Here is a 15,203-nt window from a genome sequence, read left to right as displayed (position 1 = left end):
CTTGCTGCTAAAATAATCAGACTTGTATTTTTGCTTCAAACATCATTCTATTTACAATATTATGAACAAAATTATCATTACATCAATACTACTTTCTTATTGTTTTTTATTTTTATATGATTGTAAGAAACAGACTGATACATCATCCATTGATTACATCTGTGGAAATTGGATAAGCATACAAGGGCGACCGCGTATCTCTATCCTTTCAACGGAGAGTGGTTACATTGCTATAGTGCATCATATTACTGTAAACAGAGAAAAATATCCTATTATTTATCCCATCTTACAAACCCAATATGGAACCTATATTCAAGCAGAAGGACGTATTTTTATATCATATAGCAAGAAAGACAGTACTCTGTTTCTATCCCCTGGTGGAACTTACATCAGAGAGGAATATAAATAAAAAATGATCAGTGTAATTCACTGATATTTCATTATAGCTTTCACCGAGCTCTTTAATTCTATTTTTAGCATGAACACAAAATCTGAATCTATCTGTCATGTAAAAGACGGATTATTTATTCGCCAAAAAGATTTCTTCCGTAAATATCTGTATACCGATATCCAATGGATAGAGGTAGATGGAAGTTACTGTGAAATTCATCTAATGCAAGGTACTAAAATTATTATTATTCATTCATTGACGGAGATGGAACAAAAATTACCGTCAACCATCTTTGTACGCATTCATCGCTCTTATATTGTAAATATGCATAAAGTGGATGCTTTTATAGGAAATATATTATATGTTGAAAAAAAACAATTGCCTGTAAGCTGTCCTTACAGTCAACAAGTATCTGCATGTTTCGATATACTGGAAGAAACAAAATCGCCATTCAAATACAGAAAACGAAAAAATAAAAAGGATATTCCTTCAACTAAAGAAGATAATTTCCACAACTAACGTTTATCCATAGTTTTGCATCGTAAGCTTACGAAAACAACAGTATTAAAAACAACAATTAAAAAAGGAGATTATTATTATGGCTATTGACAAAACTCCGTCGCAAGTTGCAACCAATGCATTGCAGGCAATTCCTTTTGGATCAATTATTGGCGGCCCATTACAAGCATGTATTGAAGCTCAGGCTATGGCAGCACAAACAACCTGGAAATTTATTCAGGAAGTCGGCTTGAACGAAGATCCGGAAACACACGAAAAAACAGCTGTTACCGTATCTTTTTCATTCTTACAAGGAGGACGCATGGTACAGTTGAATGTGCCTTTGTTGACAATCGTTCCTATTCCTTATATCGCTATCCATAGTATCGATATTAATTTTAAAGCCAGTATTTCTGCTTCATCATCCAGCACGTCAGAAGTATCAGAGAACACAAGTATGGGCGGTAGTGCTGAAGTGACTGCCGGTTTGAAAGTTGGCCCGTTCCACATGGATGCAAAGATGAATGCCAACTATTCATCAAAGAAAGACTCTAAAGCTACAGAAGAATCAAAGTACAGTGTAGAATACACTATGGACGTGGCTGTAAAAGCCGGTCAAGATAGTATGCCTGCAGGTCTTGCCAAAGTTTTGGAATTATTAGGTAACGCTTTGGATGTATCCGATCCTGAAGGTACATTGGAAGTTAACAGCACCCGTTTTACAATTAACGGACAGGAAAAAGCACGCTTAATAGCAACGTACAAAAACAAAAACGGCCTATTGTCTCCAAAAGCATTGAAAATTAGCGGCGGAAACTCAAATGGAGAAGACTTTAAGATAGATGGCGACAGTAAAGTTATCGAATTGAGCGCAGGTACATACAAAGTATTTGTAGAAGGCGGCAAGGAAGTCGAAATCAAAGTCGAAACTGCATCAGCCAACAATAATGCTGGAGAAGATGGTATAGAAGATTAAAAGCAAAAAGTTAATTAAAAAAATCATATTATGGCTCAGTTAAGTTCAGTAATAGGCTCTATTTTAAGAGACATCATTTCAGCACAGCATGAAGCTAATCTTTACTCGCTGGCACTTAGCGAATCGTACGGAAAAGACGGAAAAGTAAAAGATTTCCAACTACCAAACGTTATGGTAAGCGATATGGAATTAGAATTGAAGTATGGTGTAAAAAATGCATCGGAAAGTCAACAACAGTTCAATATTAAGTACAATAAATTCAGGCAATTTCTGAATGAACTTTGCGAAGAAACAGCAAAAGTTGTAATCAGTAGCGTTATGTCCACTATAATGACCTCGGACATAGAGGGTAAAGAAGGTGAAAAACACTTTTTTGAAAGACTTAAAAGTGAAACGGCTTTCCATAGAGAATTCTGGGCTTTTCTGAGTCGTAATATGAGAAAAGCTTTCCGGTCAAACATATACGAAGCGGTAGACAGAAACAATGGTTCTATCAAACAAGAAGTTATATTAAGTAGAATCACAGACGTAGTCCGAAAGAAGTTTCTATATGATACTGATCTTGATGAACTATTCTCTGGTACAGAAGGCGATAAACTACGTGAAACAGCAGAAGTAAATATGCAAAAAGCTATTTCCGGATTAATTGAGAAGCTTTCCAAAGATGCCAACTTCAAAAAGTTCAAATCATTTCCCCAACTAGATGTTGCTATTACAGCCGAAGAACTTATAAATATGCCGGAAGAAGCAATCCATTCGTTTAAATTAAAATTTAGTCCACGCAGTTTTTCCCTTTCGCAATTAGAAGAAGAAGAAAACTATGAAGACTTCGTTATGAAATAAACAAAAGTTATGGAAGATAAAAAGAAAAGAACCAATAGCAGCCAGGTAATGGAACTACAGCAATTAATAGCAGGTCCGTTAATTGCAACTATTGAAGCCGATGCGTTATCGTCCCGTAGTTATCTGGATTATCTGATGAAAATAGCTTTTGATTCATACGATCCGGCAACAGGTAAAACAGGAAAAATACGGATGCTGACTTTCAATTATACCAATCAAGATGTGAATGGAAATAAACAGCAAAGTGTAAGCATTCCATTGTTAACACTCGTACCTCTACCTCTACTACAAATTCAAGAAGCCGATTTCGACTTTGACATCAAAATTCTAGATGCGTTAACAGAGACTACTGAAGAACATTTCTCTACAGAAGAAGGAAAAAGTGTCAGTGAGGATAATAATGGAGGATTCAAACTTCGTGCATCATTAGCACCTAAACAAAGTGACGGAACAAATTCCGGTAATATCCAGCAAAGCTTATCAGCCAACATGAAAATCAGGGTTAAAATGCGTCAGGCCGATATGCCCGCCGGATTATCAAACTTACTCCATTTAACGGCAAACAATGTACAAGTAGAGGATATTGAAGTTGAAGAGGTAACCGAAGAAGAAGGAGGTAAATAATGGCAAATATAGAAGACAATGCCCGTGAGCAAAAAGTCGGGCTCAAATGCCCGCAATGTGGAAAATTTATTCATACATCAATCTATGAATTAATTACATCCCGAGGATTACAATGTCCTTCGTGTCATCTACAACTGACGATAGACCGGACAAAGTCCAAACCCGCAATAGATGCTTTACGAAAAGTAAAACAAGCTCAAGATAATCTTGAAAAGAAAAGTCATTTTAACAGATAATAAAAATGGGATTTGATTTCTTTCGTAAATTAAAGATGCATATATGGCAATTAGTCAGCCGTAAAGGAAAAAACGATCACCAAAAAGGAAATGGATGTTACCAAAAAACAATCTATTTCCTTTTAAAAAATCAATCTCCGATTGGTAAGGCTAAAAGCAAACGACATCCGGAAATAAGGATTATTAAAGTAAGCAGCTTTACAGATGCTTATCTTTTTTTCCTCCGCATGTGTGATCAACGGCTTTTAGAAACACGTAAAGCGGCCGATTACTTATATTACAGTGTAACTTTCCCAAACGGGAAAGGCTATATTGAGTTATCTGATAAAGTCGGAAATATACACAAAAATACAGTAGCTATACTAAAAGTAAAAATTCCCGATTTAAAACCAATTTTTTCTGAAATTAGATTTATAACAACATAGACATATTATGAAAACGATAAAATTAAGCAATACAGGTAAAGATGTCCGTTATCTTCAGGAGCTATTACTTCAAAACGAATATAAACAAGAAATAAATGGTACATTCGATGAAGCCACACGTGAAAATGTCATTCTGTTTCAAAGTAAACATAACCTGGATACCGACGGCATTGTGGGTATTGTATGCTGGGATGCTCTGACATTTTCCAACAGACCTGCACAAGAAAAAATAACTGAAGAAGATATTATTTTAGCAGCAAATATGTTAGATGTGGAACCGGCATGCCTCAAAGCCGTTCTAAAAGTTGAAACCGGCGGACGTGGTGGTTTTTTGGCTCCGGGTAAGCCTGTAATACTTTTTGAAGCTCATCATTTCTGGAGAGAACTAAAAAATGTCGGCATTGATCCTGTCCCTTTACAAAAAGAACATCCTAATATATTATCTCCAACATGGAATCAAGAGCTTTATAAAGGAGGAATAAAAGAGTATGACCGTTTAAATGAAGCCATGAAGATTCATGAAGTAGCAGCCTTGATGAGCATCAGTTCCGGCATTGGTCAAATTATGGGCAGCAATCATAAATTATGCGGAGAAAAAAGTGTAATCGTTTTTATGGAAAAAGAAAAAAAGAGCGAACAAAATCAACTCCGCCACTTCATTATATTCCTACATAAGTCTAAATTAGCTCAATTCTTAATCGACAAAGACTGGGCAAATTTTGCAAAAGGATATAATGGTCCCAGCTATGAAAAGCACCAATACCATCTGAAATTAAAAAGTGCATACGAAGAACTGACAAAGCAAAAATAAGTAACCTTATCTTTTATTCTTCATTTCAAAAAAATTATATCTATAGAAGATCATGAATTACATGAATATTATAATTATGACAAAATAATGACATACAAATCAACATAATATTTTGACACAACTGCACAACGAGTATAATCTTTAATTCAATTATATAGTATAATTACCATTAATTTGATCCGATTTTCAACAAAGTTGAATCAAATTCTTAATATTCTACTAACAATGCTCGGTGAAAGCTATTTGGAATATCTGGAATTTAATAAGCGATGCCAGAGCTATTCTCTGACATCGCTTTTACATCAAACTACTATTACAAAACAAAAAATTTCCTGCTCCTGCACCGGCAAACGAACGAATACCACTGCCATCCATTCGTAAATATACGCCCGGATATTTTACAGACTCGATAGTTACAGTACCGTCACTTTGTGCTTTAATATTAAACTTTCCTGTATCTTCCATACCTTTCTGACAGTTTACAACACCACCTCCAGATCCTGTTTTAGATGATTGAATATATAACGGCTTTGAAAAATCTACATTCATAACAATAATCTTAAAAAATTAAACTTTTATCCTTTTGTAAGCTTACCTTACAAAGATGAATCTAAAAGAATGTACTCAAAAAATTAATATTTGAAATGTATATTTTCCTTTGTCAATAACTTAATATTCCACTTTTTGAAACAACTATAAGGACATATTTCCCCTTTTTAAACAACAAAGAAAGGCTTCCTTTTGGGAAGCCTTTCTTCAAAACCTATTCTTTAATTTAATTATGCTACCGGAAGTGTTCCTCCAATCAAAATAACAACCAGTAAAGCCAGAATTGCATATAATTCAGGGAATACGGCCATCACCATAGTTGCACCAAAAACATTATGACCGGCACCAACACCTGCAATACCGTTAGCACAAACCTGAGCCTGACGGATAGAAGAATAAAGGCCGGCAAATCCTAATACCAGACCTGCACCAAATACACCACAAGCTGTTAGCCATGAAATGCCTTCGACCAAAAATTTCTGCATCATAAAATAACCAACGAATCCATACAATCCCTGTGAAGATGGCAATGCACTTAATGCAATATAAGTACCCAGTGCATCCGGATTCTTCTTCATTGCACCTACAACAGCGTTACCACAAATTGTAACACCATAACTACTGCCGATAAAGGTTAAACCTGTCATCAATGCAATACCCAGATAAGCTAATAAAATTGGTCCCATAATAAAACTGTTTTTTTAATTTATTCTTTTGTTGTTACTTAAATTACTATTTATAATTGTTTAAAAGGTTTGTATTCCTTACCGCCACCTTCAAATTCAGCATTTTTATAATACTCAACGAAAATAAGACGAAGCGGATGCACCAATGAACTAATGGTACACAAACCTATATTTATCGAATGTCCTACCAGAAGGATCAGTAACATACAGATAATACGTGCTACAATATTCATACCTTCCGTCATATCCACAGCCAGTGAATTAAACACGCCTCCTAAAATGGAGCCGGTCAGTCCAATTGCAAACAAACGGATATAAGATAGTGTATCACCCAATAGCCCGGAGGCCATATTATAAGTGTTCCATAATCCGGTTCCGAAATTCAGGAATACATTCTTGCCCGGCGTATTGTAAAGGAACGCAACCAGCAACCCTAATCCGGCAATTCCAAGGAAGATATCAGATACTATTTCCGGTAAATGAACATTCAACATAGGAAGACCAAACACACAACACAAGGCCGTGATAATGAACACCCATGCAAATGGAGCAACACCATATTTCGTACCTTTCTGAGACATTGTTTTTAAAGCTGCAACAGCTTTACCAAATATAATCTGAACCAATCCGATAATAATTGAGAATGTCATCAGATTATCACTATTCACAAAGTACTCCTTAACGGCTGAAAATGCAGGAACCTTTGCCAATTCTATACCAAAGAATGAACCTGTACAAGTACCAACAATAACCGCCGCTAATCCCAAATATTGGAATAAGGTCAAATAGGGTTTAAAGTCAGGATTTACCTTTCTTTTCAGAATCGTACAAACTATAAGCACTAACAGGCCATATCCTCCGTCACCAAAGCAAAGCCCGAAAAACAACATGAAAAATGGGGCAAAGAAAGGTGTGGGATCAAATTCCGTATAATTAGGCAACGAAAACATACGTGTAATCGGTTCGTATAGTTTGCTGAACTTATTATTACGTAATTTGATAGGAACAGAATCACCTTCCTCTATTTCCAAAGCGTGGAAGAAATATCCGTGTTTTTCCAAACCTGCTTCCATCGCCGGTGCATTTTCTGTAGGAACCCATCCTTCCAATAACATCAACTTGTCACCAGCTTGTTTATCCGTTTGAACTAAAGCATTTGCTAAATTAAACTCGTTTTGCAAACTCCGGTCAAAAGCATCCAACGTATTATAATCATCGACGGCCATCCGTTTCAGCTCATTTTCAACATCTTTAATTTCTTGAAGACATTGCTTGTAGCGGATATTCAATTTAGCTATTCCCATTGCCGGCATTTTAGGACGGTCGGCATCGATATCAATCAATGTACCTTCTTTAGTTATTGTTACAAAATAGGTAATCGACTGAAAATTATTTATGAGAAATGCATTATATAATTCACCCCAAACCGGTTCATATTTAGCTGTCGGACAAGAAAAAAAAGTAATATCATATCCGGCTCTTTTCAGACGATTAATATTTTGATAACTAAACTCGCCCCATATCGACATATAGTCAATATCCTTTTCCAGAGATTGCTTATAAGCTACAAGTTGAGTTTTCTTTTCTTGCAGTTCTTCTATTTTATCAAGCAACTTCAAACCATCCTTTTTGTCAAGTTCACGGGCCGGAGCTAACTTAATATCCTTTTCTGAAGCATGCAGATTCTTAAAGAAACGCATCAAGACATTAACCCTTTTGCGTTCAGACAGAAGTTTTTGAAGGTTGTCATCATCAGTAATAGATTTTGTTTCCCGGATATGGACAACCCCCAGTTCACGCAATAAGCTCAGAAAGGTATCATATTCCTTATGGTATACCATATAGGCATATTTGCTCATCTTTACTATCATACTTCAGCCTCCTCTTTTTCTTCTTTTGCCTTACGTTTTTCCTGATTAGACCGCATGATCTTTTGTGAAGATTTAGAAAGACTCTCTTCATCTTCCATAAACCGTTTCACTTTACGAATCGCATCTTTATAGCCCGGAATCTGCACTTTTTCAAAAAGGTTTACTTTTTGAGTAGTCTTTTTCCTGGCATGCTCCAACAACTCCAGCTTCATATTCGAAAACTCTGCTTCAATACCCGTACGAGCCAATTTTTTCAGCAACTCGATACCGTCGGTATACCAGGCAGGAGCATTAAAAAGACTATAGTGTCCTATTTCAAACTTTATTTCGTCGAGTATAGGAACAACCACACCGGCTATTTTCTTTGTCGAAAGAGTCACATCCTGCACTTTAATCAATTCAGGATTAAACTCATTCCACAAAGCAACCATGTCTTCATAACTCTGAATCTCTTGTTCCAGCTGAAGTTCCAATCTATTCGCTTCATCTTTGGTTCGCTTCACTTCGATACGCAACGCACTTTCCTTGCTCTTAATAGTAGGCAGGGAACGTTCACGCATCTTCAGTTGCTTTTCCAGTTGCTGAAGTGATGTTTTATTATATTGAAACTTTATTGCCATATTTATATATTTTAGATTCCATTCGGAAAAAAATCAAACTTCTCTCGGGAGAAATTCCAATTTCGTTCGGAAGGAATTATTTCGGCCAATATTTATCTACCAGCGCCTGCTTAATATTTACTTCTTCCGGAGTGAAATAATGTGCAAACAAATTCCATGCAACATCAAGCATTTCTGTTGTATCCAAATTAACATCAATAGCAAGCAATTTTGATGAATAATCTTTTGCAAATGCCAATGTACGGTTGTCGTAGTCAGTCAGGTCAAAACCATTTTCAAGCTTAGTCTTCGCATTGGCGGCATCGGCGTACAAACGGACTGCCGCATTCATTACCTGAGGATGATCTTCACGCGTTTTCTTTCCTGTTACCAACTGTTTCAAACGTGATAAGCTTCGGAATGGGTCTACAATAACCTTACCTACGTCACTGTCACGACGAAGATACAACTGGCCTTCCGTAATATAACCGGTATTATCAGGCACTGCATGCGTAATATCGCCGCCAGACAATGTAGTTACAGCAATAATCGTAATAGAACCACCTGCCGGGAACTGAACTGCCTTTTCATAAATCTTAGCCAGGTCAGAATATAAAGAACCCGGCATTGAGTCTTTTGAAGGAATCTGATCCATACGGTTAGACACAATAGCCAAAGCATCGGCATAGTTAGTCATATCCGTCAACAACACCAATACTTTTTCATTCTTCTGAACTGCAAAATATTCGGCGGCAGAAAGAGCCATATCCGGAATCAAGATACGTTCTACGGAAGGGTCTTCCGTTGTATTGATAAAACTAACGATACGGTCCAACGCACCGGCATTGCTAAATGTATTCTTGAAAAACAGGTAGTCATCATTTGTCATCCCCATACCACCTAAGATAATCTTATCTGACTGAGCACGTAATGCTACCATAGCCATTACTTGGTTAAAAGGTTGGTCTGGATCGGCAAAAAACGGAATCTTCTGTCCTGTCACCAATGTATTGTTCAAGTCGATGCCGGCAATACCTGTAGCGATCAACTCTGAAGGTTGTTGACGACGAACCGGGTTTACAGACGGACCGCCAATTTCCACTTCTTTTCCTTCGGGAACCGGACCGCCATCGATCGGATCACCATAAGCATTAAAGAAACGGCCTGCCAACTGATCTCCAACTTTCAAAGAAGGAGCTTTACCCATAAACACTACTTCTGCGTTTGTACGAATACCTTCTGTTCCGGAAAACACCTGCAGCGTAACTTCGTCGCCGATAATCTTTACTACCTGAGCCAGTTTTCCATCAACGGAAGCCAACTCATCATACCCGACACCTGTTGCTTTCAACGAACAGGTAGCTTTTGTTATCTGGGTAATTTTCGTATATATTTTTTGAAATGCTTTTGTTGCCATAACATTATTTTTAGCTGACGGTTATCATTGTTCAACTCGCTCCTTAACCAAAGCATCCAGTTCTGCATTGAACTTTTTAAACTGGTCACTTTCATATTCGGAATAGTTCATCTGTTTGAAGATATTAATCATCTTCTTAAAATAATCCATAACTTCCAGGAAAGTATCAAACTTAAAATCAGCACGACAGATATTTACTACCTTATCCAGCATAAATTCCTGACGGGCCAGTGGAGTTACGGCGTCAATTGTATCAAAAGCGTCCTGCTGTAAAATAACAAAGTCTATAAGTTCAGACTTCCAAAATGTAACGTGATATTCAACAGGAACTCCATCGTCACCCAAAATATTGATTTGCTCGGCAATTTCCTTACCACGCAACATACGGGTTTTGATTTCATTTACTTTCTCGATCCAGGCAGGAGAAATATGTTTTGCTATATATTCTTGAAATTCGGGATATTCGAGATACTTGGAATAGCTGTCAATCGGATTTACAGCCGGATAACGTTTACGGTCTGCACGTTCCTGCTCCAGCGCATAGAAACAACGAGCTACTTTTTTCGTATTCTCTGTTACGGGTTCCTTTAAGTTACCGCCGGCCGGAGATACCGTACCAATAAACGTTACAGATCCTGTTGCATTATTATTTAAGTGTACGAAACCTGCGCGGGCATAGAAATTTGCCACAATAGCCGACAAGTCCATAGGAAACGCATCCGGTCCGGGAAGTTCTTCCAAACGATTGGACATTTCACGCAACGCCTGTGCCCAACGGGAAGTAGAGTCCGCCATTAGCAAAACTTTCAATCCCATACTACGGTAATATTCTGCAATTGTCATTGCCGTATATACAGAAGCTTCACGTGCAGCAACTGGCATGTTGGATGTATTTGCAATAATAATGGTACGTTCCATCAGCTTACGTCCCGTATGAGGGTCTACTAATTCAGGAAATTCAGTAAAGATTTCCACAACCTCATTTGCACGTTCACCGCAGGCAGCAATAATTACAATATCAGCTTCAGCCTGTTTGGAAATAGCATGCTGAAGTACAGTTTTGCCTGTACCAAAAGGTCCGGGAATAAAACCGGTACCACCTTCCACGATCGGGTTAACAGTGTCTATCGTACGAACGCCTGTTTCCAGCAATTTATAGGGACGGGGTTTTTCTTTATAGCAGGTAATAGCTTTCTTTACCGGCCATTTCTGGATCATAGTAACATTAATATCGTTACCATTTTCGTCTGTAAGGACAGCTATCGTTTCGTTGATGGTATATTGCCCGGCCGCAATTACGGACTTTACAGTAAATGTACCTTGAAATGTAAAAGGCACCATAATTTTATGAGGTTGGAAGTTTTCATCCACTTCACCCAACCAGTCACCGGCAACAACCTTATCCCCGGCTTTCGCCAATGGTTTGAAATCCCACTTTTTATCATTATCAAGCGCAAATGTATATTCTCCACGCTTCAGGAAAACACCATCCATCTTATCCAGGTCATTCTGCAAACCGTCATAATTACGCGACAACATGCCCGGTCCCAACGTTACCTCTAACATGTGTCCCTGGAATTCGGCCTCATCACCTACCCGCATACCACGTGTACTTTCAAACACCTGTACAAAGGCATTCTTACCTATTACTTTAATTACTTCCGACATCAGTTTCACACCTCCGACGGAAATGTAACAGATTTCATTTTGAGAAACCGGCCCATCCACCTCAACGGTTACCAGGTTGGATACGATTCCTTTTACAATTCCTTTCGTAGCCATAATTATTTATTATTGTTTCTTTTAAATTCTTCCAACGCATTTTCACTTCCCTTCTTCATTGCGCCTATTATTTCACGGAACGTTTTCTCGCCTGTATTTTTATCCAAAGTTACCCAACGTTCTATCATTTCCAGCTTCAACAGATAAGCAAATACACTTTCTATATCAAACGTTTTAAAAAACGTGTTATCGTCAAGCCATTTCCATTTCAGAATATCTACTTTTTTTTCACGTACTATAAGATCCGATTCTTCTGCTATCCGCTGTAGTTCGGGTAAATAATCTATAGTATCGCCTAATCCGAAATCGCGCGCATTAGAAGTACGAATACTTTCTGCAACGTCATTATGCCCCACGATATAACCCGCCTTATCAAAACCATATTTACGGCAAGTAATGGCCGTTAGCATATTGTTTATATTCAGGTTAAGTTCAAACCACTCTCTTACAAAAGCATTCCCGCAATCCATCGCGTATGAATAATATAGAGCAGCCAAACGGTCTTCCCACGAAATATACTCCTTTTCTCCTTTATTTTCCTTAGCTTCTTCTGCCAAATAAAGCTTGAAAAATTCAACGAAATAAGAAGGTATGTTATTGTTTTTAGGAGGTTTTTCTTCTTCTTTCAACGCCTTATAAAGTTCGTTGAATTCGTCGTACGTAATCCTTCCCCGAGGATCAGGGTCTCTGTCCGGATATTTGGCATGATTAATCACGTTCAGATTCTCATACTTGAGAAAAAACAGATCAATCAATTTCCTGTCAGCATCAGACAATTGATTATCAATCTCTTGCCTGAATTCGGCAACAGAATAAGTCAGTTTGCTATCATCTAATGCAATATTGGGGAGTCCGGCTATTAAGTAATAATACTTACTCATAATTTAGAATAACATTTCTACCAACTGCGGACGAAGAAATTCCTTGAAGAATGTCACAAACTCCTCTTCACCAAAGGTTACTTTATAGGAGCCGTCAGCCGGAATAATTGCGAATGAGGTTTCTTTACCGTTTACTTTCTCTATCTTGACACCTTTATTTAGCAAGTCTTTAGCATTAGTTTCAAAATATTTGGCAAGTGCATCCGCATCATTTGTCTGAATAGTAAGAGCTTCATTTTGCACCCATTCTTTTGTCATATCAAGGATTACTTTTTGCATAAATGCCTTATCAGAAACAGCCGCTTTCACATTTGAGGAAACGATTTCTCCTGTAATGAGGTTTGCCACTTCACTCTTTAGCGCCTCAACAGATTGGGTAGCAAATAATTTTAACTCTGCTTCCGTGTTTTTCTTCAATTCGGAAGCCTGTTTTTCAGCGGCGGCAACTATGCGTTTTGCTTCTGCTTCTGCTTCACTTATAATAGTTTGCTTCTGTGAATTAGCATCTGCAATAATCCGTCCAGCTTCTTCATTCCCTTTCTCTACTCCTTCTTGGTAGATTTTGTCGGTCAGTTCCTGAATTTTTGTATCCATTTCCTACTTATATTATAAATTATATTTTCACTTATAGTAAACGCCCACAAAGATATTCTTTTCCTTGAATAAACCTCATTTTAAATGTGAAATCAAGCTAAAATGCAGTCCCATTTATTTTAATTTGTACATTTGTTCGTTTAAAATAAATATAATATGTTCTCAATTAAAAAAGCAACAACAGACGATTGTTTAACAATTCGTTCCCTGGCTTTCCGTACTTGGGGAAACACTTATGGAAGTATTCTATCCAAAGAACAGTTGGATTACATGTTTGACATGATGTATGCACCGGAAAATATCCTCAAACAAATGAACGAATTACATCACCAGTTTTTCATCATATTCAAAGACGATGAACCGGCAGGCTATTTATCTATCGAGAAAAAAGAAAATGATTTATTTAATTTTCAAAAAATATACTCGCTACCCGAAACCCACGGAAGTGGCATAGGGAGATATATCATAGAACAAGGCATTGCTTATCTGAAAAGCATCTGTTCTACCCCTTTTACCATAGAATTATATGTAAACCGGCATAATCCGGCTGTCAACTTTTACAAACATATGGGATTTGAAGAAGTCGCAATCCGCGACCACCATATCGGAAACGGTTACTATATGAACGACTTTATTATGATAATGAAGCTCCCTTGAAGAATCTGATACTTACTTTGCCAACAGACCCTATAAAAGTAGAATAGGTGTCCGGATTTCTCCACAAAGCCAAGTAATACAAAGCAGGCATGACCGCATTTTATACACTCAGAATGGAGACGATAAAACGTGGAAGATTGAAAGGTTGGCTCCATAAGAAAAAATGTTCCCGATGATTTGTACAAATCATCGGGAACATTTTATAAAATCATCGGGATGTTTTTTATTTCTTGGCATCAGTTGTCTTTTTAGGATAATCTACAATCCGTATAGTCGTTACCTTTACGGAATATATAACTGCCAATTTATCGTTTGTAGGTTCCCCCAAAGCTAACCGGTACTTCAACATCTTCCTTCTTGCTTTTTCTCTGTTCATAGCAGATCCGTTTTATAGTTAATACTAACACAGTAACATTTTTGTATATACAATTAGTTCCTGCCTTTAAGAAAGATTTGCAGCTTTTTTCTCTTTTCCTTCAGCAATTTCTACTAAATAAACGCCAAAACATATTAGCAAAATAGCTGTCGTTTGCATCCAGCTAAAACGATCCTGACCTAAAAGTAAAGAAGTTATAGTTGCCACAATCAGTATCAAATAACCATAAATGGCAACCAATGTCGTACTCAAATATTCTAACCCGACAGGAACAAGGAAATAGGTCAGTACAGTTGGAAATATAAGTACAAACATCAACACAACAAATGGCCACCATTGAAATGCATCCGAAAACAAACGTGCCTCGAACCCATAAAAAGGTAAAATGATTAAACTGGAAAATGCAGCTCCCGTAAATGTATAACGTAGCATCGTTATCATATCCACCGACATTAAAACCCGTTTACTTAACACCAGATATACGGCATAAAAAACAGAACTTGCCAGACATAGCATATTCCCATTAAATGCATCCGCTGCCAAATCATCACTTTTTTGCGTCAGAATACAAAGCAAGGCACCTCCCAATCCAACGGCAATGCCTAAAATCTTCATAAATGTAACCTTCTCTCTATAAAACAGGACCATGATTACAAACACCCATATCGGTTGCAGACTGGTGAATATAGAACTCGACACGGGTGTAGTTTTACTTAATCCTATCAGGTAAAGGAACATAAAACCATATATTCCGATCGCCCCTAAAAGAAACAACATTACTTTATCTTTCGATGAAGCCGGTTCTTTTTTCATAAACAACCCTATGATCCAAAATGCCACCGCTGCAAATACACACCGCAAAGTAGCCCCCAGCAGAGGACTCAACCAAAACGGCAATAAATACTTCAAGGCATTCATGTTCAAACCGCTGAATGTCTTACCGACAACCATACTGATATTCGCTTCTAACTTTTTATTCTTCACTGT

18 protein-coding genes and 1 pseudogene are annotated in these 15,203 nt (G+C 37.4%); 9 read left to right on the top strand and 10 right to left on the bottom strand.

Annotated features, from left to right (window positions below):
* The first annotated feature begins 61 nt into the window (after positions 1 to 61).
* The 7 genes from C4S38_RS02395 (at position 62) to C4S38_RS02360 (ending at position 4,804) form a co-directional block, all read left to right on the top strand.
* The gene (locus C4S38_RS02395; protein ID WP_103982399.1) at positions 62 to 409 is read left to right on the top strand and encodes a DUF3876 domain-containing protein; all 348 of its coding nucleotides are present in this window, start codon (positions 62 to 64) and stop codon (positions 407 to 409) included.
* 69 nt (positions 410 to 478) lie between these two features.
* Positions 479 to 910, top strand: coding sequence for a LytR/AlgR family response regulator transcription factor (locus C4S38_RS02390; RefSeq protein ID WP_103982398.1), 432 nt, complete (start codon positions 479 to 481; stop codon positions 908 to 910).
* Positions 911 to 989: 79 nt separating this feature from the next.
* A complete protein-coding gene (locus C4S38_RS02385; protein WP_103982397.1) occupies positions 990 to 1,865 on the top strand; it encodes a DUF2589 domain-containing protein in 876 nt (291 codons plus the stop codon).
* A 30-nt stretch (positions 1,866 to 1,895) separates the two neighbouring features.
* Positions 1,896 to 2,708: a hypothetical protein gene (locus tag C4S38_RS02380; RefSeq protein ID WP_103982396.1), complete on the top strand. Its 813-nt coding sequence runs from the start codon at positions 1,896 to 1,898 to the stop codon at positions 2,706 to 2,708.
* A 9-nt stretch (positions 2,709 to 2,717) separates the two neighbouring features.
* Positions 2,718 to 3,332 carry a DUF2589 domain-containing protein gene (locus C4S38_RS02375; protein ID WP_103982395.1) on the top strand — a complete coding sequence of 205 codons (615 nt, stop codon included), beginning with the start codon at positions 2,718 to 2,720 and terminating at the stop codon, positions 3,330 to 3,332.
* Positions 3,333 to 3,573: 241 nt separating this feature from the next.
* Positions 3,574 to 3,993, top strand: coding sequence for a hypothetical protein (locus C4S38_RS02365; RefSeq protein WP_103982393.1), 420 nt, complete (start codon positions 3,574 to 3,576; stop codon positions 3,991 to 3,993).
* Between the two features lie 7 nt (positions 3,994 to 4,000).
* A complete protein-coding gene (locus tag C4S38_RS02360; RefSeq protein WP_103982392.1) occupies positions 4,001 to 4,804 on the top strand; it encodes an N-acetylmuramidase domain-containing protein in 804 nt (267 codons plus the stop codon).
* Between the two features lie 297 nt (positions 4,805 to 5,101).
* Here the strand turns inward: C4S38_RS02360 and C4S38_RS02355 are convergent, their stop codons facing one another.
* The 8 genes from C4S38_RS02355 to C4S38_RS02320 form a co-directional block, all read right to left on the bottom strand.
* Complete coding sequence (locus tag C4S38_RS02355) at positions 5,102 to 5,353, bottom strand: fibroblast growth factor (RefSeq protein WP_103982391.1); 252 nt, start codon at positions 5,351 to 5,353, stop codon at positions 5,102 to 5,104.
* Positions 5,354 to 5,583: 230 nt separating this feature from the next.
* Entirely contained in the window at positions 5,584 to 6,039 is a 456-nt protein-coding gene (locus C4S38_RS02350; protein WP_103982390.1) for an ATPase, read from the bottom strand.
* 50 nt (positions 6,040 to 6,089) lie between these two features.
* A complete protein-coding gene (locus C4S38_RS02345; RefSeq protein WP_103982389.1) occupies positions 6,090 to 7,910 on the bottom strand; it encodes a V-type ATP synthase subunit I in 1,821 nt (606 codons plus the stop codon).
* Positions 7,907 to 8,530, bottom strand: a complete 624-nt coding sequence (locus tag C4S38_RS02340; protein WP_099465719.1) for a V-type ATP synthase subunit D — start codon at positions 8,528 to 8,530, stop codon at positions 7,907 to 7,909. Before C4S38_RS02340 ends, C4S38_RS02345 begins: the two co-directional genes overlap by 4 nt.
* A gap of 76 nt (positions 8,531 to 8,606) precedes the next feature.
* Complete coding sequence (locus C4S38_RS02335) at positions 8,607 to 9,926, bottom strand: V-type ATP synthase subunit B (protein ID WP_099465720.1); 1,320 nt, start codon at positions 9,924 to 9,926, stop codon at positions 8,607 to 8,609.
* Between the two features lie 24 nt (positions 9,927 to 9,950).
* Entirely contained in the window at positions 9,951 to 11,708 is a 1,758-nt protein-coding gene (locus tag C4S38_RS02330) for a V-type ATP synthase subunit A (protein ID WP_103982388.1), read from the bottom strand.
* A gap of 2 nt (positions 11,709 to 11,710) precedes the next feature.
* Positions 11,711 to 12,589 carry a DUF2764 domain-containing protein gene (locus C4S38_RS02325; RefSeq protein ID WP_103982387.1) on the bottom strand — a complete coding sequence of 293 codons (879 nt, stop codon included), beginning with the start codon at positions 12,587 to 12,589 and terminating at the stop codon, positions 11,711 to 11,713.
* A gap of 3 nt (positions 12,590 to 12,592) precedes the next feature.
* Positions 12,593 to 13,183: a hypothetical protein gene (locus tag C4S38_RS02320; protein WP_099465723.1), complete on the bottom strand. Its 591-nt coding sequence runs from the start codon at positions 13,181 to 13,183 to the stop codon at positions 12,593 to 12,595.
* A gap of 156 nt (positions 13,184 to 13,339) precedes the next feature.
* Here C4S38_RS02320 and C4S38_RS02315 point away from each other — a divergent pair, with 156 nt between their 5' ends.
* Positions 13,340 to 13,840 carry a GNAT family N-acetyltransferase gene (locus C4S38_RS02315; RefSeq protein ID WP_103982386.1) on the top strand — a complete coding sequence of 167 codons (501 nt, stop codon included), beginning with the start codon at positions 13,340 to 13,342 and terminating at the stop codon, positions 13,838 to 13,840.
* Positions 13,833 to 13,997, top strand: a pseudogene (locus tag C4S38_RS16245) (pyridoxine 5'-phosphate oxidase C-terminal domain-containing protein); the annotation flags it as partial. The gene C4S38_RS02315 and the pseudogene C4S38_RS16245, both read left to right, overlap by 8 nt.
* Before the next feature lie 66 nt (positions 13,998 to 14,063).
* Here the strand turns inward: C4S38_RS16245 and C4S38_RS15770 are convergent.
* Positions 14,064 to 14,216, bottom strand: a complete 153-nt coding sequence (locus tag C4S38_RS15770) for a hypothetical protein (RefSeq protein WP_158228549.1) — start codon at positions 14,214 to 14,216, stop codon at positions 14,064 to 14,066.
* Between the two features lie 66 nt (positions 14,217 to 14,282).
* Positions 14,283 to 15,200 (bottom strand): DMT family transporter, encoded by a 918-nt coding sequence (locus tag C4S38_RS02305; RefSeq protein WP_103982385.1) that lies wholly within the window; start codon positions 15,198 to 15,200, stop codon positions 14,283 to 14,285.
* Positions 15,201 to 15,203: the final 3 nt, after the last annotated feature.

Source organism: Parabacteroides chinchillae (assembly GCF_900108035.1).
Lineage (GTDB): Bacteria > Bacteroidota > Bacteroidia > Bacteroidales > Tannerellaceae > Parabacteroides > Parabacteroides chinchillae.
Note: the sequence above shows the minus strand (reverse complement) of the source record. Positions and strands in the feature narration are given on the sequence as shown.